Source organism: Variovorax sp. CF313, assembly GCF_000282635.1.
Taxonomy (GTDB): Bacteria; Pseudomonadota; Gammaproteobacteria; order Burkholderiales; family Burkholderiaceae_C; genus Variovorax.
Map to the genome: position 1 here is coordinate 37918 of NZ_AKIW01000011.1, position 15416 is coordinate 53333.

The window sequence follows — 15416 nt, forward strand, 5'->3', positions numbered from 1 at the left end:
GCGCCGCTATCAGTGGAAGAACGTCATCCGTGTCAGGAAGGTGTGGCCGGCCTCCGCCGCCATCAACCACACCAGGACCAGCAGGCACAGGGGCGGCACCAGGATGGCATAGACCAGCGACAGCCGCTCCCAGGCCATGTGCATGAAGACCGAGACGATCAGCCCCGCCTTCAGCAGCATGAAGACAATGATCAGGGTCCATCGCAGGTACCCATGGAAATGGAAGTAGTCGACCAGGTACGACATCGTGCTGAGCACGAACAGCAGCCCCCAGATCTTGAGATAGAGGCCGATCGGATGTTGTTGGCCGGTGTCAGGGTTCATGGTCGTCCTCACCAGAGATAGAACAGCGCGAAGATGAAGACCCACACGAGGTCCACGAAGTGCCAGTACAGCCCGGCGATCTCGACGATCTGGTAGTTGCCCTTCTTGTCGTAGTCGCCGCGGATCAGCTTGAAGGCCACGGTGAACAGGAAGACCACGCCGGCCGACACGTGCAGCCCGTGAAAGCCCGTGATCATGAAGAAGGTCGAGCCGAACTGCGCCGCGCCCATCGGGTTGCCCCAGGGCCGCACGCCTTCATGCAGGATCAGCTTGGACCACTCGAAGGCCTGCATGCCGACGAAGAGTTCGCCGAGGGTCGCAGTCACGATCATCAGCGTGGCGGCGTTCACGCGGTCACGGCGGTAGGCGAAATTGACGGCCATCGCCATCGTGCCGCTGCTGCTGATGAGCACGAAGGTCATGATCGCGATCAGCAGCAACGGGACGTCGGCGCCCGCCACGTGGAGCGCGAACACCTCGCTCGGGTTGGGCCACGGCACGGTGGTCGAGACGCGCACCGTCATGTAGCCGGTCAGGAAGCAGCTGAAGATGAAGGTGTCGCTGAGCAGGAAGATCCACATCATCGCCTTGCCCCACGAGACGTGGAACGCCTGGCGATCGGAAGACCAGTCGGCAATCAGCCCGCGCCAGCCGCTTGCGGCAAGGGTCGGATTCAACGGCGTTGCCGCGATGGTTGCGGTGTTGTTCATGGATGCCTCCTCAGGATGTGCCGCAGACGAAGCGCGCCACCTCCGGCGTCACCCACCCCAGCAGCGCGAACAGCACCAGCCACACCGCCAGCATGAAGTGCCAGTAGCGCGCGCACAGCGCGATGCGCCATGCGGCCCTGGCGGGATCGGGCCATGCGGCGTGCGCCATCCAGGCCCACCCGACCAGCCCACCTGCCAGGTGGAGCCCGTGCATCGCGGTCAACAGATAGAAGAAGCTGCCCGCCGGATTGCCGGCCGGCATCACCTGCGCGCTCAGCAGCGCCTGCCAGGCCCACAGCTGCACGCCCAGGAAGCCCACCGCGCAGAGACCTCCCGCCAGCAGCAGGCGGCGCGCCCGCTTCGGGTCGGCGCCGCGCGATGCGCCACCGGCCCCTTGCAGCGCCACGCTGCCCGCCACCAGCAGCGCCGAGCTGAGCCAGAGCTGCCACGGCAGCGCGATCGTCATCGAGTCGTCGCCGCTCATGCGCATCACGTAGGCCACGATGAAGAGCGAGAACAGCGCGGTGGCCACGCCCATGAAGACCCACAGGCCGATGCTGGCCGCGCTCGCGCGCGCATCGCGGGGCCGGCCGCCGCGGTCGCTCCAGGCGGCAACCGCGGTCGTCAAGAGACCTCCGTGCTGCGCACTGCGGTGCGAGCTTGCTTGGGAACGGCCCGGCGCTGCGCTCATGCCGGCGCTCCCCGGACCTCGCTCTGGCCTTCCGGCTCGGGCTCCCCGGCCCCGGCCTGCGGCGGCGCGTTCTGCGCGACGAAATCTTCCGCCGCGCCCGGCTCTCCATAGGCATAGGCCCACCGGTAGACCACCGGCAGCCGTGGCCCCCAGTTGCCGTGGCCCGGCGGCGTGGCGGGCGTCTGCCATTCGAGCGAGGCGGCACGCCATGGATTGGCGTCGGCCCGCTGTCCGCGCCAGGCGCTCCAGGCGAGATTGGCGATGAAGAGCAGCTGCGCCACGCCGACGATCAGCGCGACCACGGTGATGAACGTGTTCAGGGTGAATGCCGAGGGCGGGATGAACTTGTAGCCGTCGAAGTTGTAGTAGCGCCGCGGCATGCCCAGCACCCCGAGGTAGTGCATCGGGAAATAGATCAGGTAGGTGCCCAGGAAGGTGATCCAGAAATGCAGCTGGCCGAGCCGGTCGTCGAGCATGCGGCCCGTGACCTTGGGAAACCAGTGGTAGATGCCACCGAACACCACCAGCAGCGGCGCCACACCCATCACCATGTGGAAGTGCGCCACCACGAAATAGGTGCCCGAGAGCGGGATGTCCACGCTCACGTTGCCAAGGAACAGGCCGGTCAGCCCGCCGATGAGGAAGGTGCAGAGGAAGGCCAGCGCGAACAGCATCGGCACCGTCAGGTGGATGTCGCCGCGCCACAGCGTCAGGATCCAGTTGTAGACCTTGATCGCGGTGGGCACCGCGATGATCAGCGTGGTGGTCGCGAAGAAGAAGCCGAAGTACGGGTTCATGCCGCTCACGAACATGTGGTGCGCCCAGACCACCACGCTGAGCGCGCCGATGGCGACGATGGCCCACACCATCATGCGGTAGCCGAAGATGCACTTGCGCGCGTGCACGCTGATCAGGTCGGAGACGATGCCGAAGGCCGGCAGCGCCACGATGTAGACCTCGGGGTGGCCGAAGAACCAGAACAGGTGCTGGAACAGCAGCGGGCTGCCGCCCTTGTAGCCCGTCACCTGGCCCATCGACACCAGCGCCGGCATGAAGAAGCTGGTGCCCAGCGTCCGGTCGAGCAGCAGCATCACGCCGCTGACGAACAGTGCCGGAAAGCCGAGCAGCGCAAGGATGGTGGCGACGAAGATGCCCCACACCGTGAGCGGCATGCGCAGCAGCGTCATGCCTTCGCAGCGCGCCTGCAGCACGGTGGTCACGTAGTTGAGGCCGCCCATCGTGGTCGCCACGATGAAGATGAGCAGCGACACCAGCATCAGCACGATGCCGCCCGCATGGCCCGGCGTGCCGGGCAGGATCGACTGCGGTGGATACAGCGTCCAGCCCGCGCCGGTGGGGCCGCCCGGGACGAAGAAGCTCGCCATCAGGACCACCACCGACAGCAGGTAGACCCAGAAGCTCAGCATGTTGAGGTAGGGAAAGACCATGTCCCGCGCCCCCACCATCAGCGGAATCAGGTAGTTGCCGAAGCCGCCGAGGAACAGCGCCGTGAGCAGGTAGATCACCATGATCATCCCGTGCATGGTCACGAACTGGTAGTAGCGCTCGGCGTTGATGAACTCGAACTGGCCGGGAAAGCCGAGCTGCAGCCGCATCAGGTTGGACAGCACCAGGCCCACCACGCCCACCGCGATGGCGGTGCAGGCGTACTGGACGGCGATCACCTTGTGGTCCTGGCTCCAGACGTAGCGGGTCAGGAAACTCTGCGGCGCGGGGTGCCCGGCGTCGTCGGCGTGGGGCATGGCCTGCCCCGTGGGCGAGGAAGAGTTCATCGCGCAGCCTTCTGTTCGGCGGCAGCCTGCGCCGGCGGGCTGCCCAGACTCTGGATGTAGGCCACCAGCGCGGCCAGTTCTTCATCGGTCATTTCGATCTTGGGCATGACCGGCGGGAAGCCCTTCACATGGCGGGCCTGCGGATCGCGGATGAAGCTGCGCAGATAGGTTTCGTCGACCAGCGCGGTGGAGCCGTCCGCCATGGTCTCGGTCTTGCCGTGCAGGCCCTTCCAGGTCGGCCCCACGCGCGGGCTGCCGTCGATCGTGTGGCAGGCCACGCATCCCTTGGCGTCCGCCAGCGCGCGGCCCTGCTCGACGCGTGCGCCGCCTGCCGCAGAGGCGCCGGCCGGAGCGGCAGGCGCCTCGGGCGCCTTGGCCTGCGACTTGGCGAAGCTCGGCAGCGCCGCGTACCAGGCCTTGTAGTTCGCCGGGTCCTCCACCACCACGTAGCCGCGCATGTTGGGATGGCCCACGCCGCACAGCTGCGCGCAGAGCGCCTCGTAGCGGCCCGCGACGCTCGGGGTGAACCAGAAGCGGCTGACCTGCCCCGGCACCATGTTCATCCGGGCGCGGAACGGCGGCACGAAGAAGTCGTGCAGCACGTCGTTCGAGCGCATCAGCACCAGCACCGGCTTGCCGAGCGGCAGGTGCACCTCGTCGCCGGGGATCAGGAGGTCGTCCTGCCCGGCGGGGTCGCCCGGGTCGATCCCGAACGGATTGGTGGCGCTGACGAAGCGCGCGTCGCTCGCGCCCAGCTTGCCGTCCGGCCCCGGGAAGCGGAAGCGCCATTGCCACTGCTGGCCCAGCACCTCCAGCACGAGGGCGTCGCGGGGCTCCCTGACGTAGTTCGCGTACACCACGAGGCCGGGCGCCAGCAGCGCCATGATGCCGACGGTGGTGCCGCCGATCAGCCAGCGCTCGAGCTTCCTGTTCTCGGGCTCATGCGCCGCCCGGTGCCCCTCGCGATGGCGAAAGCGCACCAGCATGTAGGCGACGAACACGTTGATGACGACGAAGAAGATCCCCGTGATCACCAGCGTGATGGTCAGGGTGTCGTCCATCGGCTGCCAGTTCGAAGCCAGGGGCGTCGTCCACCATGGATTGAAGACGTGGAACAGCACCGAGCCGAGCACGATGAGCAACAGGGCGACGGCCATGATCATGTGCGGTCCCTCGGCTCGGCATCATGGGTTCAGGGCTCATTCGCGCTTCAGAGAAACGCCGGGATTCGCGGCTCTTCGCCCTCGAACCGGGCCTCGGGATGCGCAGACTGCAGCAGCGCCTCGATGTCCCGCACGCGCGAACGCGGCAAGTCCACCATCAGCAGGATCTGTCCCTGCGCGATGGCGCCCTCGAAACGCTGCAGCCTGGGACTGGGGATGGAAATGCCGATCATGCTGGCCGACCAAGTGCCGACCACGCCACCCACGACGGCCACCAGCACGGCCACTTCCCATTCGGGATCGTCGCCGAAGATCGGAAACATCAGGGCAGCCATGAGGCCGACGACGATGCCGCAGGCGCTGCCGACCGCCCACCCGGTCTTGGCTGCGTGGACCACGTCCGAGGTCTGCCACACGTTGGCCGCATGGAGCCCGGCCATGTCCATGCCTTCCGGTCCGGCGAAATGAATGCGCGCAACGTCGACGCGCGCCCGCACCAGATCGTCCATCGCCCGCCTGGCGCTCGCCAGGTCCGGCATCAGCCAGTAGATGCGTCTCTTCATAGCGTCCCCTTTCCGCCTTGCGACAAGCCGAGGAAACATGAACGACTTATATGCCCAAGGAGAGCCGCCATCAAGGGGTGCTGCATTCGGCGGCCGCGGCGTGGGTAACCTGCCAATCCATCTTTTTTTGACCGAATGGATGATTTAGATCATCATCCCCGCTCCTACTGCCCGTCACCACGAGGTACGCCACGATGAACCCGGTCCCCTTGCGCAGCCGTTTCTGGTCCGACCTGACCAGCGAAGAGTTCTCCCGCCTCGACCGTGAACGGCTCATTGCCGTGCTGCCCGTGGGCGCGACCGAGCAGCACGGCCCGCACCTGCCGATGTCGACCGACACCGCCACCATCGACGGCATGGTGCACGCCACGCTGCCGCACCTGCCCGACGACCTGCCGGTGCTGTTTCTGCCCGCCGTGCCCTACGGCAAGAGCAACGAGCATTCGCGCTATCCGGGCACGCTCACGGTGTCCGCCAACACGCTGATCTCGCTGTGGAAGGACATCGGCGCCTGCGTCGCGAAGGCCGGTGTGCGCAAGCTGGTGCTCTACAACAGCCACGGCGGCCAGATGAGCGTGATGGACATCGTTGCGCGCGACCTGCGCGAGGAACACGACATGATGGTCGTGGCCGCCAATTGGTACACGCTGGGCCTGCCCGAGGGCCTGTTCACCGCGCACGAGGGCCGGCACGGCATTCACGCCGGGGATCTCGAAAGCTCGGTCATGCTGCACCTCGCGCCCGACTGCGTGCGCAAGGACCAGTTCCAGAACTTCAGCTCGATGACGGAGCAACTGGCCGCCGAGAACAAGTTTCTCTCGATCACCCCCAGCGGCAAGCTCGGCTGGCAGATGCACGACATCAACCCCGCGGGCGCAGCCGGCGACGCCACGCGCGCCACGGCCGAAAAGGGCGCCGCCGTGCTCGACCACGTGGGCCGCCGCTTCGTCGAGCTGCTGCACGAGGTCGACCGCTTCCCGCTGTCGCGCCTCGCCAACCAACCCGCCTGGCGCTAGGCTCGCAGCCATCATGGAAAGCACCACGCCATCCACCCCGCCGCTGGTCACCCTGCGCAACGTCAGCAAGCGTTTCGCCAACGGCACGCTCGCGCTGCAGGGCATGACGCTCGACATCGGCGAGCACGACTTCATCAGCTTCCTGGGCCCCTCGGGCTGCGGCAAGAGCACCGCGCTGCGCCTCATCGCGGGGCTGACGCGGCTCAGCTCGGGCGACATGCACTGGTCGGGCGCCAACACCGGAAAGACGCAGAGCGACCGCGACCTGGGCTTCGTGTTCCAGGAGCCCACGCTCATGCCCTGGGCCAAGGTGTTCGACAACATGTGGCTGCCGCTCAAGCTCGCCGGCATGAGCCGCGACGCAGCGGCGCCGGTGGTGCAGCAGGTGCTCGAGATGGTCGGCCTCTCGCGCTTTGCCGACGTGTATCCGCGCGAGCTCTCGGGCGGCATGAAGATGCGCGTGTCGATCGCGCGCGCGCTGGTCACGCACCCGCGCCTGCTGCTGATGGACGAGCCCTTTGCCGCGCTCGACGAGATGACGCGCATCAAGCTCAACAACGATCTGCTCGCCATCTGGCGCGAGCACCGCTTCTCGGTGGTGTTCGTCACGCACAGCGTGTACGAGTCGGTGTACCTGTCGAACCGCATCGTCGTGATGGCGGCGCGCCCGGGCCGCGTGATCGACGAGATCCGCATCGACGAGCCCTACCCGCGCGGCGAAGAGTTCCGCACATCGAGCCGCTACAACGCGCATTGCACGGCGGTGTCCCAATCCCTGCACGGAGCGCTGCATGGCCTCGACATCGATCACTGAGCCCGTCGCCCTCGCGGACGCCAATGCGGATGCGGTGCCCTCCGAGGCCGCGCTGCGCGCCCACGAAGACAAGCTGCGCCGCCGCGAGTCGATGCTGCGCATCGTGGCGCCCGTCGTCATCATCGCGGCGCTCCTGCTGCTCTGGGAATGGACCGTGCGCGCCAACAACATCCCGCACTACATCCTCCCCGCACCCTCGCTCATTCTTCGCACGCTGTTCGACAACTGGGATTCGCTCTCCAGCGCCCTGTGGTTCACGATCAAGCTCACGCTGCTCGCGCTCGGTGCGGCCATCGTCGGTGGCGTGCTTCTGGCGATCGCGTTCGCGCTCTTCAAGTGGGTGGAAATCGGCCTGTTCCCCATCGCCGTGATCCTGCAGGTGACGCCGATCATCGCGATCGCGCCGCTGATCCTCATCTACGTGTCGAACACCACCGCGGCGCTGCTGCTGTGCGCGTGGATCGTGGCCTTCTTTCCGATCCTGTCGAACACCGTCATCGGCCTGAAAAGCGCCGACAGCAATCTTCGCGACCTGTTCCAGCTCTACAAGGCCTCGCCGTGGCAGACCTTCCGCTACCTGCTCGCGCCCAGCGCGCTGCCGTACTTCATGGCGGGCCTGAAGATCGCGGGCGGGCTGAGCCTGATCGGCGCGGTGGTGGCCGAGTTCACGGCCGGCACGGCGGGCAAGGAAACGGGTCTTGCATCGCGCATTCTCGAGTCGAGCTTCCGCACCGAGATTCCGATGATGTTCGCGGCGCTGCTGCTGGTGTCGTTGTTGGGCATCGTGATCTTCATCGTGTTCGCCGCCCTGTCGCGCCTCGTGCTCGGCCACTGGCACGAAAGCGAGATGCGCCGTGAGAACTAGGCTCGCCCCCAGTCTTCGCGCACTTCGTGTCGCTTCGCCAACCCCCTACCGGGGGCAACACCAGCGGCCCGGCAAAGCCGGTTCCGCGGTGTTCCCCGAACAGAGACGACAGGAAGTTCCATGAACTCCGTGCCTGCCGGATGCGACGGAACCAGCGCGCCTGCCGCCGACTGGGACACAGTGCGCGAAGACCTGCACGGCCTCAACCTGATCACCGCGCCGGCGCAACGCAAGCAGCTGTCGAAAGACTTCTACTGGTACAGCCCCATCCTCACCGCGCAGCTCGCGGGCTGCGTGGCCGACCTCGTCGTCAAGGTCAGCACCGAGGACGACGTGCGGCAGGCCGCCGCCGTGGCCGCGAAATGGAAGCTGCCGCTCACCGTACGTGCCGGCGGCACCGGCAACTACGGCCAGTGCGTGCCACTCGAAGGCGGCATCGTGCTCGACGTGACGCAGATGTGCCGCGTGCTCGACATCAACCCCGGACGCATCCGCGTCGAGGCCGGCGCGCGCATGCACGACATCGACCTCGCCGCACGCGAGACCGGGCAGGCGCTGCGCATGTGGCCCTCGACCTGGCATGTGGCGTCCATCGGCGGCTTCATCGCGGGCGGCTTCGGCGGCATCGGCTCATTCCGCCACGGCATCCTGCGCGACCCCGGCAACCTGCTGCGCGCGCGCGTGATGACGGTGGAGCGCGAGCCGCGCGTCATCGAGCTGCATGGCGACGAGATCCAGCAAGTGCACCACGCCTACGGAACCAACGGCGTGATCCTCGACGTCGAGGTCGCGCTGAGCCCGGCCGTCGAATGGGTGCACTGCACGGTGCTGTTCGAAACGTACCGCGGCGCGCTAGCCTTCGCCGTCGCGGCGCAGGCGCCCGCGCTCGACATCTTCCTGCTGTCCACGGTCGAGGCGCGCTTCTCGCCCTACTACACGGCCATGCGCGACCGTTTTCCTGCCGACCGGCATGCGGTGTTCGCGATGGTCTCGCCCGAGTCGATGGCGGACTTTCGTGCGCTGGCCGATGCGCAGGGCGGCACGATCTCGGTCGCCGGCACCGAGGCCGAACTGCTCGCCGACGGCCTGCCTCCGGCCTACGAGTGCGCGTTCAACCACACGACGCTGCAGGCACTGAAGGCCGACCGCAGGTGGACCTACCTGCAGGTGGCCTACGCCCAGCCCTTCGACCCGGCCGTGGTCGAGCGCCATCTGCAAATCTTCGGCGACGACGTGCTGCAGCACCAGGACTTCGCGCGCGCCAACGGCGAGTGCGGCACCTTCGGCATCCTGCTCGTGCGCTGGAAGGGCGAGGCCCACCAGTACGAGCTGATCCGCGAGATCGAGTCGCAGGGCGGCTGCAAGATCTTCAATCCGCACGTCGTGACCATCGAGGACGGCGGCATGAAGACCATCGACACGCAGCAGATCGAGTTCAAGAAGCGCAGCGATCCGATGGGGTTGATGAACCCCGGAAAAACACGCGGCTGGTCGCCCGACATGGCCCGCGACCGCTGAAAAAGAATAGTCTTCGCATCCCGTACTTTCCCAAACCTCCACAGGAGCACGTCCCCATGCGCATCCCCGCCTTCCATCTCCGCCCGTTGGCCTTCGGCCTGGCGCTGACCGCAGCCTTCGCCGCGCAGGCGCAGGAAAAAGTGGTATTCGCCACCAACTGGAAGGCGCAGGCCGGCCACGGCGGCTTCTACCAGGCGCTGGTGGACGGCACCTACAAGAAATACGGCCTCGACGTCGACATCCAGCAGGGCGGCCCGATGGTCAACAACCGGCCGATGCTGCCGGCCGGCAAGGTCGACTTCCTGATGACCGGCAACCTGCTGCAGTCCTTCGACAACGTGAAGAACGGCGTGCCCACCGTGGTCGTCGCGGCCTTCTTCCAGAAAGACCCGCAGGCCATGTTCGCGCACCCGGGCCAGGGCTTCGACACCTTCAAGGACATGGCCAAGGCACCCGTGGCCTTCATCGGCAAGGACGGCCAGTTCAGCTTCTGGCAGTGGATGAAATCGGAGCACGGCTTCAAGGACTCGCAGCTCAAGCCCTACACCTTCAACGTCGGCCCCTTCCTGGCCGACAAGAAATCGATCCAGCAGGGCTATGCGATTTCGGAACCGCTGTCGATCAAGGCCCAGGCCGGCTTCGACCCGGTGGTGCAGCTGCTGGCCGACAACGGCTTCTCGACCTACTCGACCACCGTCGAGACGCGCGCCGACCTCATCAAGAACAAGCCCGAGACGGTGCGCAAGTTCGTCGAGGCCTCGATCATCGGCTGGAACAACTACCTCTACGGCGACAACAAGGCGGCCAACGAGATGATCGCCAAGATCAACCCCGATTCGCCCGTGGCCGCATCGCAGGGCTCCATCGAGCTGATGAAGAAGATGGGCATCGTCGACAGCGGCGAATCGCTCGCCAAGGGCATCGGCGCGATGGACGAGGCGCGCGTGAAGGACTTCTACGACAAGATGGTCAAGGCCGGCCTGTACAAGCCGGGCGAGGTCGACCTGTCGAAGGTCGTCACCACGCAGTTCGTGAACAAGGGCGTCGGTGTCGACGTCCGCAAGAAGCTGACGGGCAAGTAGGCGGCTTCGTTTTTTCCCGTGGGTCGCGCGGGGCTTGCGCCGGGGTCAGATGCCGGCGCCTGGGTTGCCATAAGGCACTGCGCGGCCTTTTATCCCCTGGGCTCTGACCCCGTCTCGCCAGCAACAAAGAAACGCTGAGCGAACCGGCCCTCAACCATGAAAACGTTAGTCATCCACTGCCATCCGAACCCCGACAGCTTCAACCACGCGCTCTACCGCACCGCGCTCGAAGCGCTCCAGCCGCGGCACCCCGTCAAGGCCATCGACCTGTACGCCGAGGGCTTCGACCCGACGCTGACCCGCGAAGAGCGCATCGCCTACCTCGACAACCCCGACCTGATCCGCGAACGCGTGAAACCCCACGTCGAGGCGCTGCTGTGGGCCGAGCACCTGGTGTTCGTGTTTCCGACCTGGTTTCACGGACCGCCGTCGATGCTCAAGGGCTGGCTCGAACGGGTGTGGCTGCCGGGCGTGGCCTTCCTGCCGGCGCAGCGCAAGGGGCAGATCGCGAAGTCTGGGCTGCGGCACATCCAGCGGCTCACGGTGGTGACCACCGGCGGCTCGCCGCGCTGGTTCGTGATGATGATCGGCGACCCGGGCCGGCGGCTGTTCACGCGCGCATTGCGCGCGCTGTTCGCATGGCGCTGCAAGGTGACGTGGCTGCAGCTGCACGACATGAACGCCGTGACTGCAAGCGACCGCAGCCACTTCATCGAGCGCGTGTCGCGCAAGCTGGGCAGCATCTAGAGAACGCAGAAAGCAGGGAGACACATCACCATGAGCCTCGAACGCACGCTCACCGTACGCGTCGAACGCATCTCGCGGCAGACGCCTGAAATACTGGCCTTCGAACTGGCCCATCCGTGGGGCCGGCCGCTGCCTTCCTACGAGGCCGGCGCGCACATCGACGTGCACATGCCTGGTGGGTTCTCGCGGCAGTATTCGCTGGCGCGCGCGCCTTGCGGCGCCAACTCGTACGTGATCGGCGTGAAGCGCGAACTCGACAGCCGCGGCGGCTCGGCCTCGATGCATGAGCGCGTGCGCGAAGGCGACCTGCTCGCGATCAGCGCGCCGCGCAACACCTTTCCGCTGCGCGAGGAGGCCGCGCACCATCTGCTGATGGCCGGCGGCATCGGCATGACGCCGCTCCTGGCGATGGCGCAGGCGCTCGCGGCGCGCGGCGCATCGTTCACGCTCTGCGTGTTCGCGCGCAGCGAGGAGCACCTGGCCTTTGCCGGCGCGCTGCGCGACCCCGCGCTGGCGCCGCATCTGCGGCTGCATCTCGACCAGGGCGACGCCTCGCAGCGTATCGACCTGCGAGCGCTGCTGGCCCGACCCGCACCTGGCACGCACCTGTACGTGTGCGGCCCCGGCGGCTTCATGCAGGCGGTGCGCGACGCGGCCGCGCACTGGCCCGAAGACGCGCTGCACGCCGAATATTTCGCCGCACCCACCGATGCCGGTACCCCAACCGGCCTGCCCTTCACGCTGAAGCTCGCACGGCGCGGCATCAGCGTGCCCGTTGCCGCGGACCAGACTGCCGTCGACGCGCTGCACGAAGTCGGCATCGACATTCCCGTGTCGTGCCAGCAGGGCCTGTGCGGCACCTGCGTGGTCGAGGGCGACGGTGCAGGCGCCGAGCATCGCGACTTCTGCCTCACGGGCAGCGAGCGCCGCCACAAGGTCGCCCTGTGCTGCTCGCGCGCCAAGGGGCAGGAACTGGAACTCCAGCTGTGAGCGCGCGTCCTCCCATCAACGAAGAAGGCGACGGCGAGGCGCCCGCCACGCGCGGCCGCTCGCGCAAGTACACGCAGGTGCTCGGCCTCATCAACCAGGCCGCCATCGAAGTGTTCGCCAGCGAGGGGCTGGCCGGCGCATCGACGCAGGCCATTGCCGACAAGGCCGGGCTCTCGAAGGCGCAGTTGCACTACTACATAGAGAGCAAGGAAGCGCTGTATCGCCAGGTGCTGCAGGACATCCTCACCGACTGGATCGTGGTGTTCGGCTTCAGCGACGAGGCCTTCGGCCCGCGCAAGGTGCTGGGCGACCTGATCCAGCGCAAGATGATGTTCTCGTTCGAGCACCCGCTGCGCTCGCGCATCTTCACCGCCGAGATGTTGCGCGGCGCGCCGGTCATCGACGACATGATGGACACGAGCAAGCAGCGCACCGACCAGGCCGCCGCCGTGATCCAGAACTGGATGAACCAGGGCCTGATGGACAAGGCCGACCCGATGCTGGTGCTGTTCCACATCTGGGCCGTGACGCAGTTCTATGCCGACCACGCCACCCAGGCCGCGTACTTCCGCAACGTGGCCCAGCAGGGCGACGATAAGGACCGGCGCTACCTGATCGAGCAGGTGACGGAGTTCCTGCTGAAGGGCGCGGGCGTCAAGTAGAAGGCGAGCGCTGGGGCAGGTACATGGTGGCTTCGACTTCCACCAGCACTTCGTCCCCCGGCAAGAAGCGCGACACCTCCACCACCGTGCTCACCGGCGGCTCGCCCGGATAGAACAGGCCGCGCACGCGGTTGTAGAACGCGTAGTGCGGCAGGTGGCGGAAGTACTGCACCAGCTTCACCACGTCTTCCATCGTGCCGCCATGCTCGGCCGCGATCTGGCGGATGCGCTCGAGCACGAACCAGCTCTGCGCGACGATGGGCGCCTCGAACACGTCGACCGACATCTGCCCCGTGGCGTAGCCGACACCCTGCAGCGCGGTGCGTGCGGCCTCGGGAATCGCGTCGTAGCCTGCGACTGCGCGGCGCGTGGCGGGGTCGACCGCGACCACGCCGCTCATGAAGACGAAATCGCCCACGCGCCTGGCGGCGGCGTAATTGGCCATTGGCTTGCCCATGCTCATTGTGTTTTCTCCAGTGCCCGGCCGGCGCGGATGACGGTGCGTTGCCGTCCGCGCGGGCCGATGAGTTCGTGTTCGTCGGTTGCCGCCAACACCAGCAGGTCCGCCGGGCAGCCCGGCGCGATGCGCCCGTCCCATGCGAGCCCCAGGGCTTTCGCGGGGCTCACGGTGACGGCGTCGAGCCAGTCGGAGGCCGGTGCCAGGTGCGCCATCTGCACACCAAGGCCGAAGGTCTCCAGGAGGTCGTAGCTGCCGTAGGGATAGAAGGCGTCCTGCACGTTGTCGGTTGCCAGGCTTGCACGCAAGCCCCATGCCGCCGCCTCGCGGATGCGCGTGATGCCGCGCTGCACGGGCGTGCGGTCCCACGCGCCTTGCAGGTAGAGGTTGGTGGTGGGCAGCGCGACGAGGTGAATGCCCGCGCCGGCGCACAGCGCCAGCGTTTCATTGGCAACTCCATCGCCCTGCACCGACAGCGAGCAGGCATGGCCGCAGGCCACGCCGTTCCTGAAGTTGCGCGCACGCACCAGTTGCGCGATGCTGCGCAGACCGCTGGCTTCGGCGTCGAGGCCTTCGTCGACATGGAAGTCGAGCCCCAGCCCGTGCTGCTGCGCGAGGTCGAACACGCGCCCGAGCTTGTGGACGATGCCTTCGTTGCGGTAGACGAACGCGCCGAGCACGCCGCCCGCACGCTTCACCTCGCATGCGATGCGCTCGCCGGCGGCAAGGTCGGCGAACAGGTCGAGCGGCGTGAGCGAAACGAACTGCAGCTCGACGCGGCCACGCCATTCTTCGCGCAGTGCCTCGAACACGGGCAGGGCGGCGGGCGGCTCGGGCTGCACCCAGTCGAGGTGCGTGCGCAGCGCGCGCGCGCCCGATTGCCATGCGTCGTGCAGCGCGCGCTCCATGCGCAGGCGCAGCGACTCGCCGGTCCAGCTGTCGCGGTGCTTGTTCATGCGGTCGATGGCGGCGAACAGGTTGCCCTGCGCCGCACCCACGTCCTGCACGGTGTAGTTCTTGTCGATGTGCGCATGCGCCTCGACCAGTGCGCTCAGCAGCGTGCCGCGCGCGTGCTGCTGTTGAGCGCTGGCCACGACGGACCCGACCCTGTCGCCGGCCAGCGTGACGTCGAACAGCTGCGCATCGCCCGCCGCGAAACCTCGCAGCGGCACTGGAATGCGCAGCGCTTCGAGCTTCATGCGCGCTGCTGCAAGGCGCGCAACCAGCCGAGCCCGGCCGAGGTGCCGCCCGGCTCCGAACCGCGGCGCGGCCGGTATTCGCAGCCGACCCAGCCCTGCCATCCGCACTGCGCCGACACTTCGTCGATCACGTCGAACAGGTACGGGTAGTTCTGCTCGCCGATGTCGGGCTCGTGGCGCTCTGGCACGCCGGCGATCTGGATGTGGCCGACGCGGCCGGTGGGCAGGTACTTGCGGATCTTCATGGCCACGTCGCCTTCGACGATCTGGCAGTGGTACAGGTCCATCTGCACCTTGAGGTTCGGTGCGCCGACGGCCTCGACGATCTCGTGCGCCTGGTCCTGGCGGTTGAGGAAGAAGCCCGGAATGTCACGCGTGTTGATCGGCTCGATCAGCACGTCGCGGTTTGCCTTGGCAGCTTCGGCCGCGGCCCAGCGCAGGTTGTCCAGGTACACGGGCCGCAGCGCATCGCGCTCCAGGCCTTCGGGCACGAGGCCGGCCATGACGTGGATGCGGGGGCAGTCGAGCGCCACGGCGTAGTCGATGGCCCTGGCGATGCCTTCGCGGAACTCGGCCTCGCGTCCGGGCAGGCAGGCCAGGCCGCGTTCGCCGCCGTTCCAGTCGCCGGGAGGGCCGTTGAACAGAACCTGCTGCAAGCCGTTGTGCTTCAGCCTTGCGAGGATCTCGTCTTTCGAAAAGTCGTACGGGAAGAGGTACTCCACGGCCTTGAAGCCGTCTTTCGCGGCGGCGTCGAAGCGGTCGAGAAAGGCGAGCTCCGGATAGAGCATCGAGAGGTTGGCGGCGAATTGGGGCATGGGGGTG

At 67.1% G+C, this 15416-nt stretch carries 17 protein-coding genes; 8 read left to right on the forward strand and 9 right to left on the reverse strand.

The features are described 5' to 3' along the window. Positions 1-9: 9 nt before the first annotated feature. Genes PMI12_RS03305 through PMI12_RS03330 form a run of 6 tightly spaced genes read right to left on the reverse strand, consistent with a single transcriptional unit; the run spans position 10 to position 5244 of the window. On the reverse strand, positions 10-324 hold the full coding sequence (locus tag PMI12_RS03305) for a cytochrome C oxidase subunit IV family protein (protein ID WP_007829103.1): 315 nt from the start codon (positions 322-324) through the stop codon (positions 10-12). An 8-nt stretch (positions 325-332) separates the two neighbouring features. Continuing rightward, the gene (locus tag PMI12_RS03310; protein ID WP_007829105.1) at positions 333-1034 is read right to left on the reverse strand and encodes a heme-copper oxidase subunit III family protein; all 702 of its coding nucleotides are present in this window, start codon (positions 1032-1034) and stop codon (positions 333-335) included. 10 nt (positions 1035-1044) lie between these two features. Then, positions 1045-1662: a hypothetical protein gene (locus tag PMI12_RS03315; protein WP_007829107.1), complete on the reverse strand. Its 618-nt coding sequence runs from the start codon at positions 1660-1662 to the stop codon at positions 1045-1047. 59 nt (positions 1663-1721) lie between these two features. Beyond that, positions 1722-3488 carry a cytochrome c oxidase subunit I gene (gene ctaD / locus PMI12_RS03320; protein ID WP_042672769.1) on the reverse strand — a complete coding sequence of 589 codons (1767 nt, stop codon included), beginning with the start codon at positions 3486-3488 and terminating at the stop codon, positions 1722-1724. A gap of 26 nt (positions 3489-3514) precedes the next feature. Continuing rightward, positions 3515-4681: a cytochrome c oxidase subunit II gene (locus PMI12_RS03325; protein WP_007829111.1), complete on the reverse strand. Its 1167-nt coding sequence runs from the start codon at positions 4679-4681 to the stop codon at positions 3515-3517. A 47-nt stretch (positions 4682-4728) separates the two neighbouring features. Next, positions 4729-5244 carry a hypothetical protein gene (locus tag PMI12_RS03330; RefSeq protein ID WP_007829115.1) on the reverse strand — a complete coding sequence of 172 codons (516 nt, stop codon included), beginning with the start codon at positions 5242-5244 and terminating at the stop codon, positions 4729-4731. Positions 5245-5438: 194 nt separating this feature from the next. On the opposite strand from PMI12_RS03330, the gene PMI12_RS03335 reads away from it, so the two are divergent. The 8 genes from PMI12_RS03335 to PMI12_RS03370 all read left to right on the forward strand — a co-directional run bounded on the left by PMI12_RS03335 (position 5439) and on the right by PMI12_RS03370 (position 12938). Next, entirely contained in the window at positions 5439-6260 is an 822-nt protein-coding gene (locus PMI12_RS03335; RefSeq protein WP_007829120.1) for a creatininase family protein, read from the forward strand. Positions 6261-6273: 13 nt separating this feature from the next. Then, positions 6274-7074: an ABC transporter ATP-binding protein gene (locus PMI12_RS03340; RefSeq protein WP_007829122.1), complete on the forward strand. Its 801-nt coding sequence runs from the start codon at positions 6274-6276 to the stop codon at positions 7072-7074. After that, positions 7052-7939, forward strand: coding sequence for an ABC transporter permease (locus tag PMI12_RS03345; RefSeq protein ID WP_007829124.1), 888 nt, complete (start codon positions 7052-7054; stop codon positions 7937-7939). Before PMI12_RS03340 ends, PMI12_RS03345 begins: the two co-directional genes overlap by 23 nt. A 120-nt stretch (positions 7940-8059) precedes the next feature. Next, positions 8060-9457 (forward strand): FAD-binding oxidoreductase, encoded by a 1398-nt coding sequence (locus PMI12_RS03350; protein ID WP_007829125.1) that lies wholly within the window; start codon positions 8060-8062, stop codon positions 9455-9457. Between the two features lie 56 nt (positions 9458-9513). After that, a complete protein-coding gene (locus PMI12_RS03355) occupies positions 9514-10539 on the forward strand; it encodes an ABC transporter substrate-binding protein (RefSeq protein ID WP_007829128.1) in 1026 nt (341 codons plus the stop codon). A gap of 156 nt (positions 10540-10695) precedes the next feature. Beyond that, on the forward strand, positions 10696-11286 hold the full coding sequence (locus PMI12_RS03360; RefSeq protein ID WP_007829130.1) for an NAD(P)H-dependent oxidoreductase: 591 nt from the start codon (positions 10696-10698) through the stop codon (positions 11284-11286). A gap of 30 nt (positions 11287-11316) precedes the next feature. Continuing rightward, complete coding sequence (locus PMI12_RS03365; protein WP_007829132.1) at positions 11317-12276, forward strand: PDR/VanB family oxidoreductase; 960 nt, start codon at positions 11317-11319, stop codon at positions 12274-12276. Continuing rightward, positions 12273-12938, forward strand: coding sequence for a TetR family transcriptional regulator C-terminal domain-containing protein (locus tag PMI12_RS03370; RefSeq protein ID WP_007829134.1), 666 nt, complete (start codon positions 12273-12275; stop codon positions 12936-12938). The genes PMI12_RS03365 and PMI12_RS03370 overlap by 4 nt, the downstream gene beginning before the upstream one ends. Here PMI12_RS03370 and PMI12_RS03375 read toward each other — a convergent pair. The 3 genes from PMI12_RS03375 to otnI are packed head-to-tail and all read right to left on the reverse strand — an operon-like array spanning position 12931 to position 15409. Next, complete coding sequence (locus PMI12_RS03375; protein WP_007829136.1) at positions 12931-13401, reverse strand: RidA family protein; 471 nt, start codon at positions 13399-13401, stop codon at positions 12931-12933. The genes PMI12_RS03370 and PMI12_RS03375 overlap by 8 nt on opposite strands. Beyond that, the gene (locus PMI12_RS03380) at positions 13398-14594 is read right to left on the reverse strand and encodes an amidohydrolase family protein (protein WP_007829138.1); all 1197 of its coding nucleotides are present in this window, start codon (positions 14592-14594) and stop codon (positions 13398-13400) included. Before PMI12_RS03380 ends, PMI12_RS03375 begins: the two co-directional genes overlap by 4 nt. Continuing rightward, positions 14591-15409 carry a 2-oxo-tetronate isomerase gene (gene otnI, locus PMI12_RS03385; protein ID WP_007829140.1) on the reverse strand — a complete coding sequence of 273 codons (819 nt, stop codon included), beginning with the start codon at positions 15407-15409 and terminating at the stop codon, positions 14591-14593. The genes PMI12_RS03380 and otnI overlap by 4 nt, the downstream gene beginning before the upstream one ends. Positions 15410-15416: the final 7 nt, after the last annotated feature.

Excerpts from the sequence above, each read along its gene's own strand:
- PMI12_RS03305 (WP_007829103.1), bottom strand. The coding sequence starts at position 324 with ATGAACCCTGACACCGGCCAACAACATCCGATCGGCCTCTATCTCAAG.
- PMI12_RS03310 (WP_007829105.1), bottom strand. The coding sequence starts at position 1,034 with ATGAACAACACCGCAACCATCGCGGCAACGCCGTTGAATCCGACCCTT.
- ctaD (WP_042672769.1), bottom strand. The coding sequence starts at position 3,488 with ATGCCCCACGCCGACGACGCCGGGCACCCCGCGCCGCAGAGTTTCCTG.
- PMI12_RS03325 (WP_007829111.1), bottom strand. The coding sequence starts at position 4,681 with ATGATCATGGCCGTCGCCCTGTTGCTCATCGTGCTCGGCTCGGTGCTG.
- PMI12_RS03330 (WP_007829115.1), bottom strand. The coding sequence starts at position 5,244 with ATGAAGAGACGCATCTACTGGCTGATGCCGGACCTGGCGAGCGCCAGG.
- PMI12_RS03335 (WP_007829120.1), top strand. The coding sequence starts at position 5,439 with ATGAACCCGGTCCCCTTGCGCAGCCGTTTCTGGTCCGACCTGACCAGC.
- PMI12_RS03340 (WP_007829122.1), top strand. The coding sequence starts at position 6,274 with ATGGAAAGCACCACGCCATCCACCCCGCCGCTGGTCACCCTGCGCAAC.
- PMI12_RS03345 (WP_007829124.1), top strand. The coding sequence starts at position 7,052 with ATGGCCTCGACATCGATCACTGAGCCCGTCGCCCTCGCGGACGCCAAT.
- PMI12_RS03350 (WP_007829125.1), top strand. The coding sequence starts at position 8,060 with ATGAACTCCGTGCCTGCCGGATGCGACGGAACCAGCGCGCCTGCCGCC.
- PMI12_RS03355 (WP_007829128.1), top strand. The coding sequence starts at position 9,514 with ATGCGCATCCCCGCCTTCCATCTCCGCCCGTTGGCCTTCGGCCTGGCG.
- PMI12_RS03360 (WP_007829130.1), top strand. The coding sequence starts at position 10,696 with ATGAAAACGTTAGTCATCCACTGCCATCCGAACCCCGACAGCTTCAAC.
- PMI12_RS03365 (WP_007829132.1), top strand. The coding sequence starts at position 11,317 with ATGAGCCTCGAACGCACGCTCACCGTACGCGTCGAACGCATCTCGCGG.
- PMI12_RS03375 (WP_007829136.1), bottom strand. The coding sequence starts at position 13,401 with ATGAGCATGGGCAAGCCAATGGCCAATTACGCCGCCGCCAGGCGCGTG.
- PMI12_RS03380 (WP_007829138.1), bottom strand. The coding sequence starts at position 14,594 with ATGAAGCTCGAAGCGCTGCGCATTCCAGTGCCGCTGCGAGGTTTCGCG.
- otnI (WP_007829140.1), bottom strand. The coding sequence starts at position 15,409 with ATGCCCCAATTCGCCGCCAACCTCTCGATGCTCTATCCGGAGCTCGCC.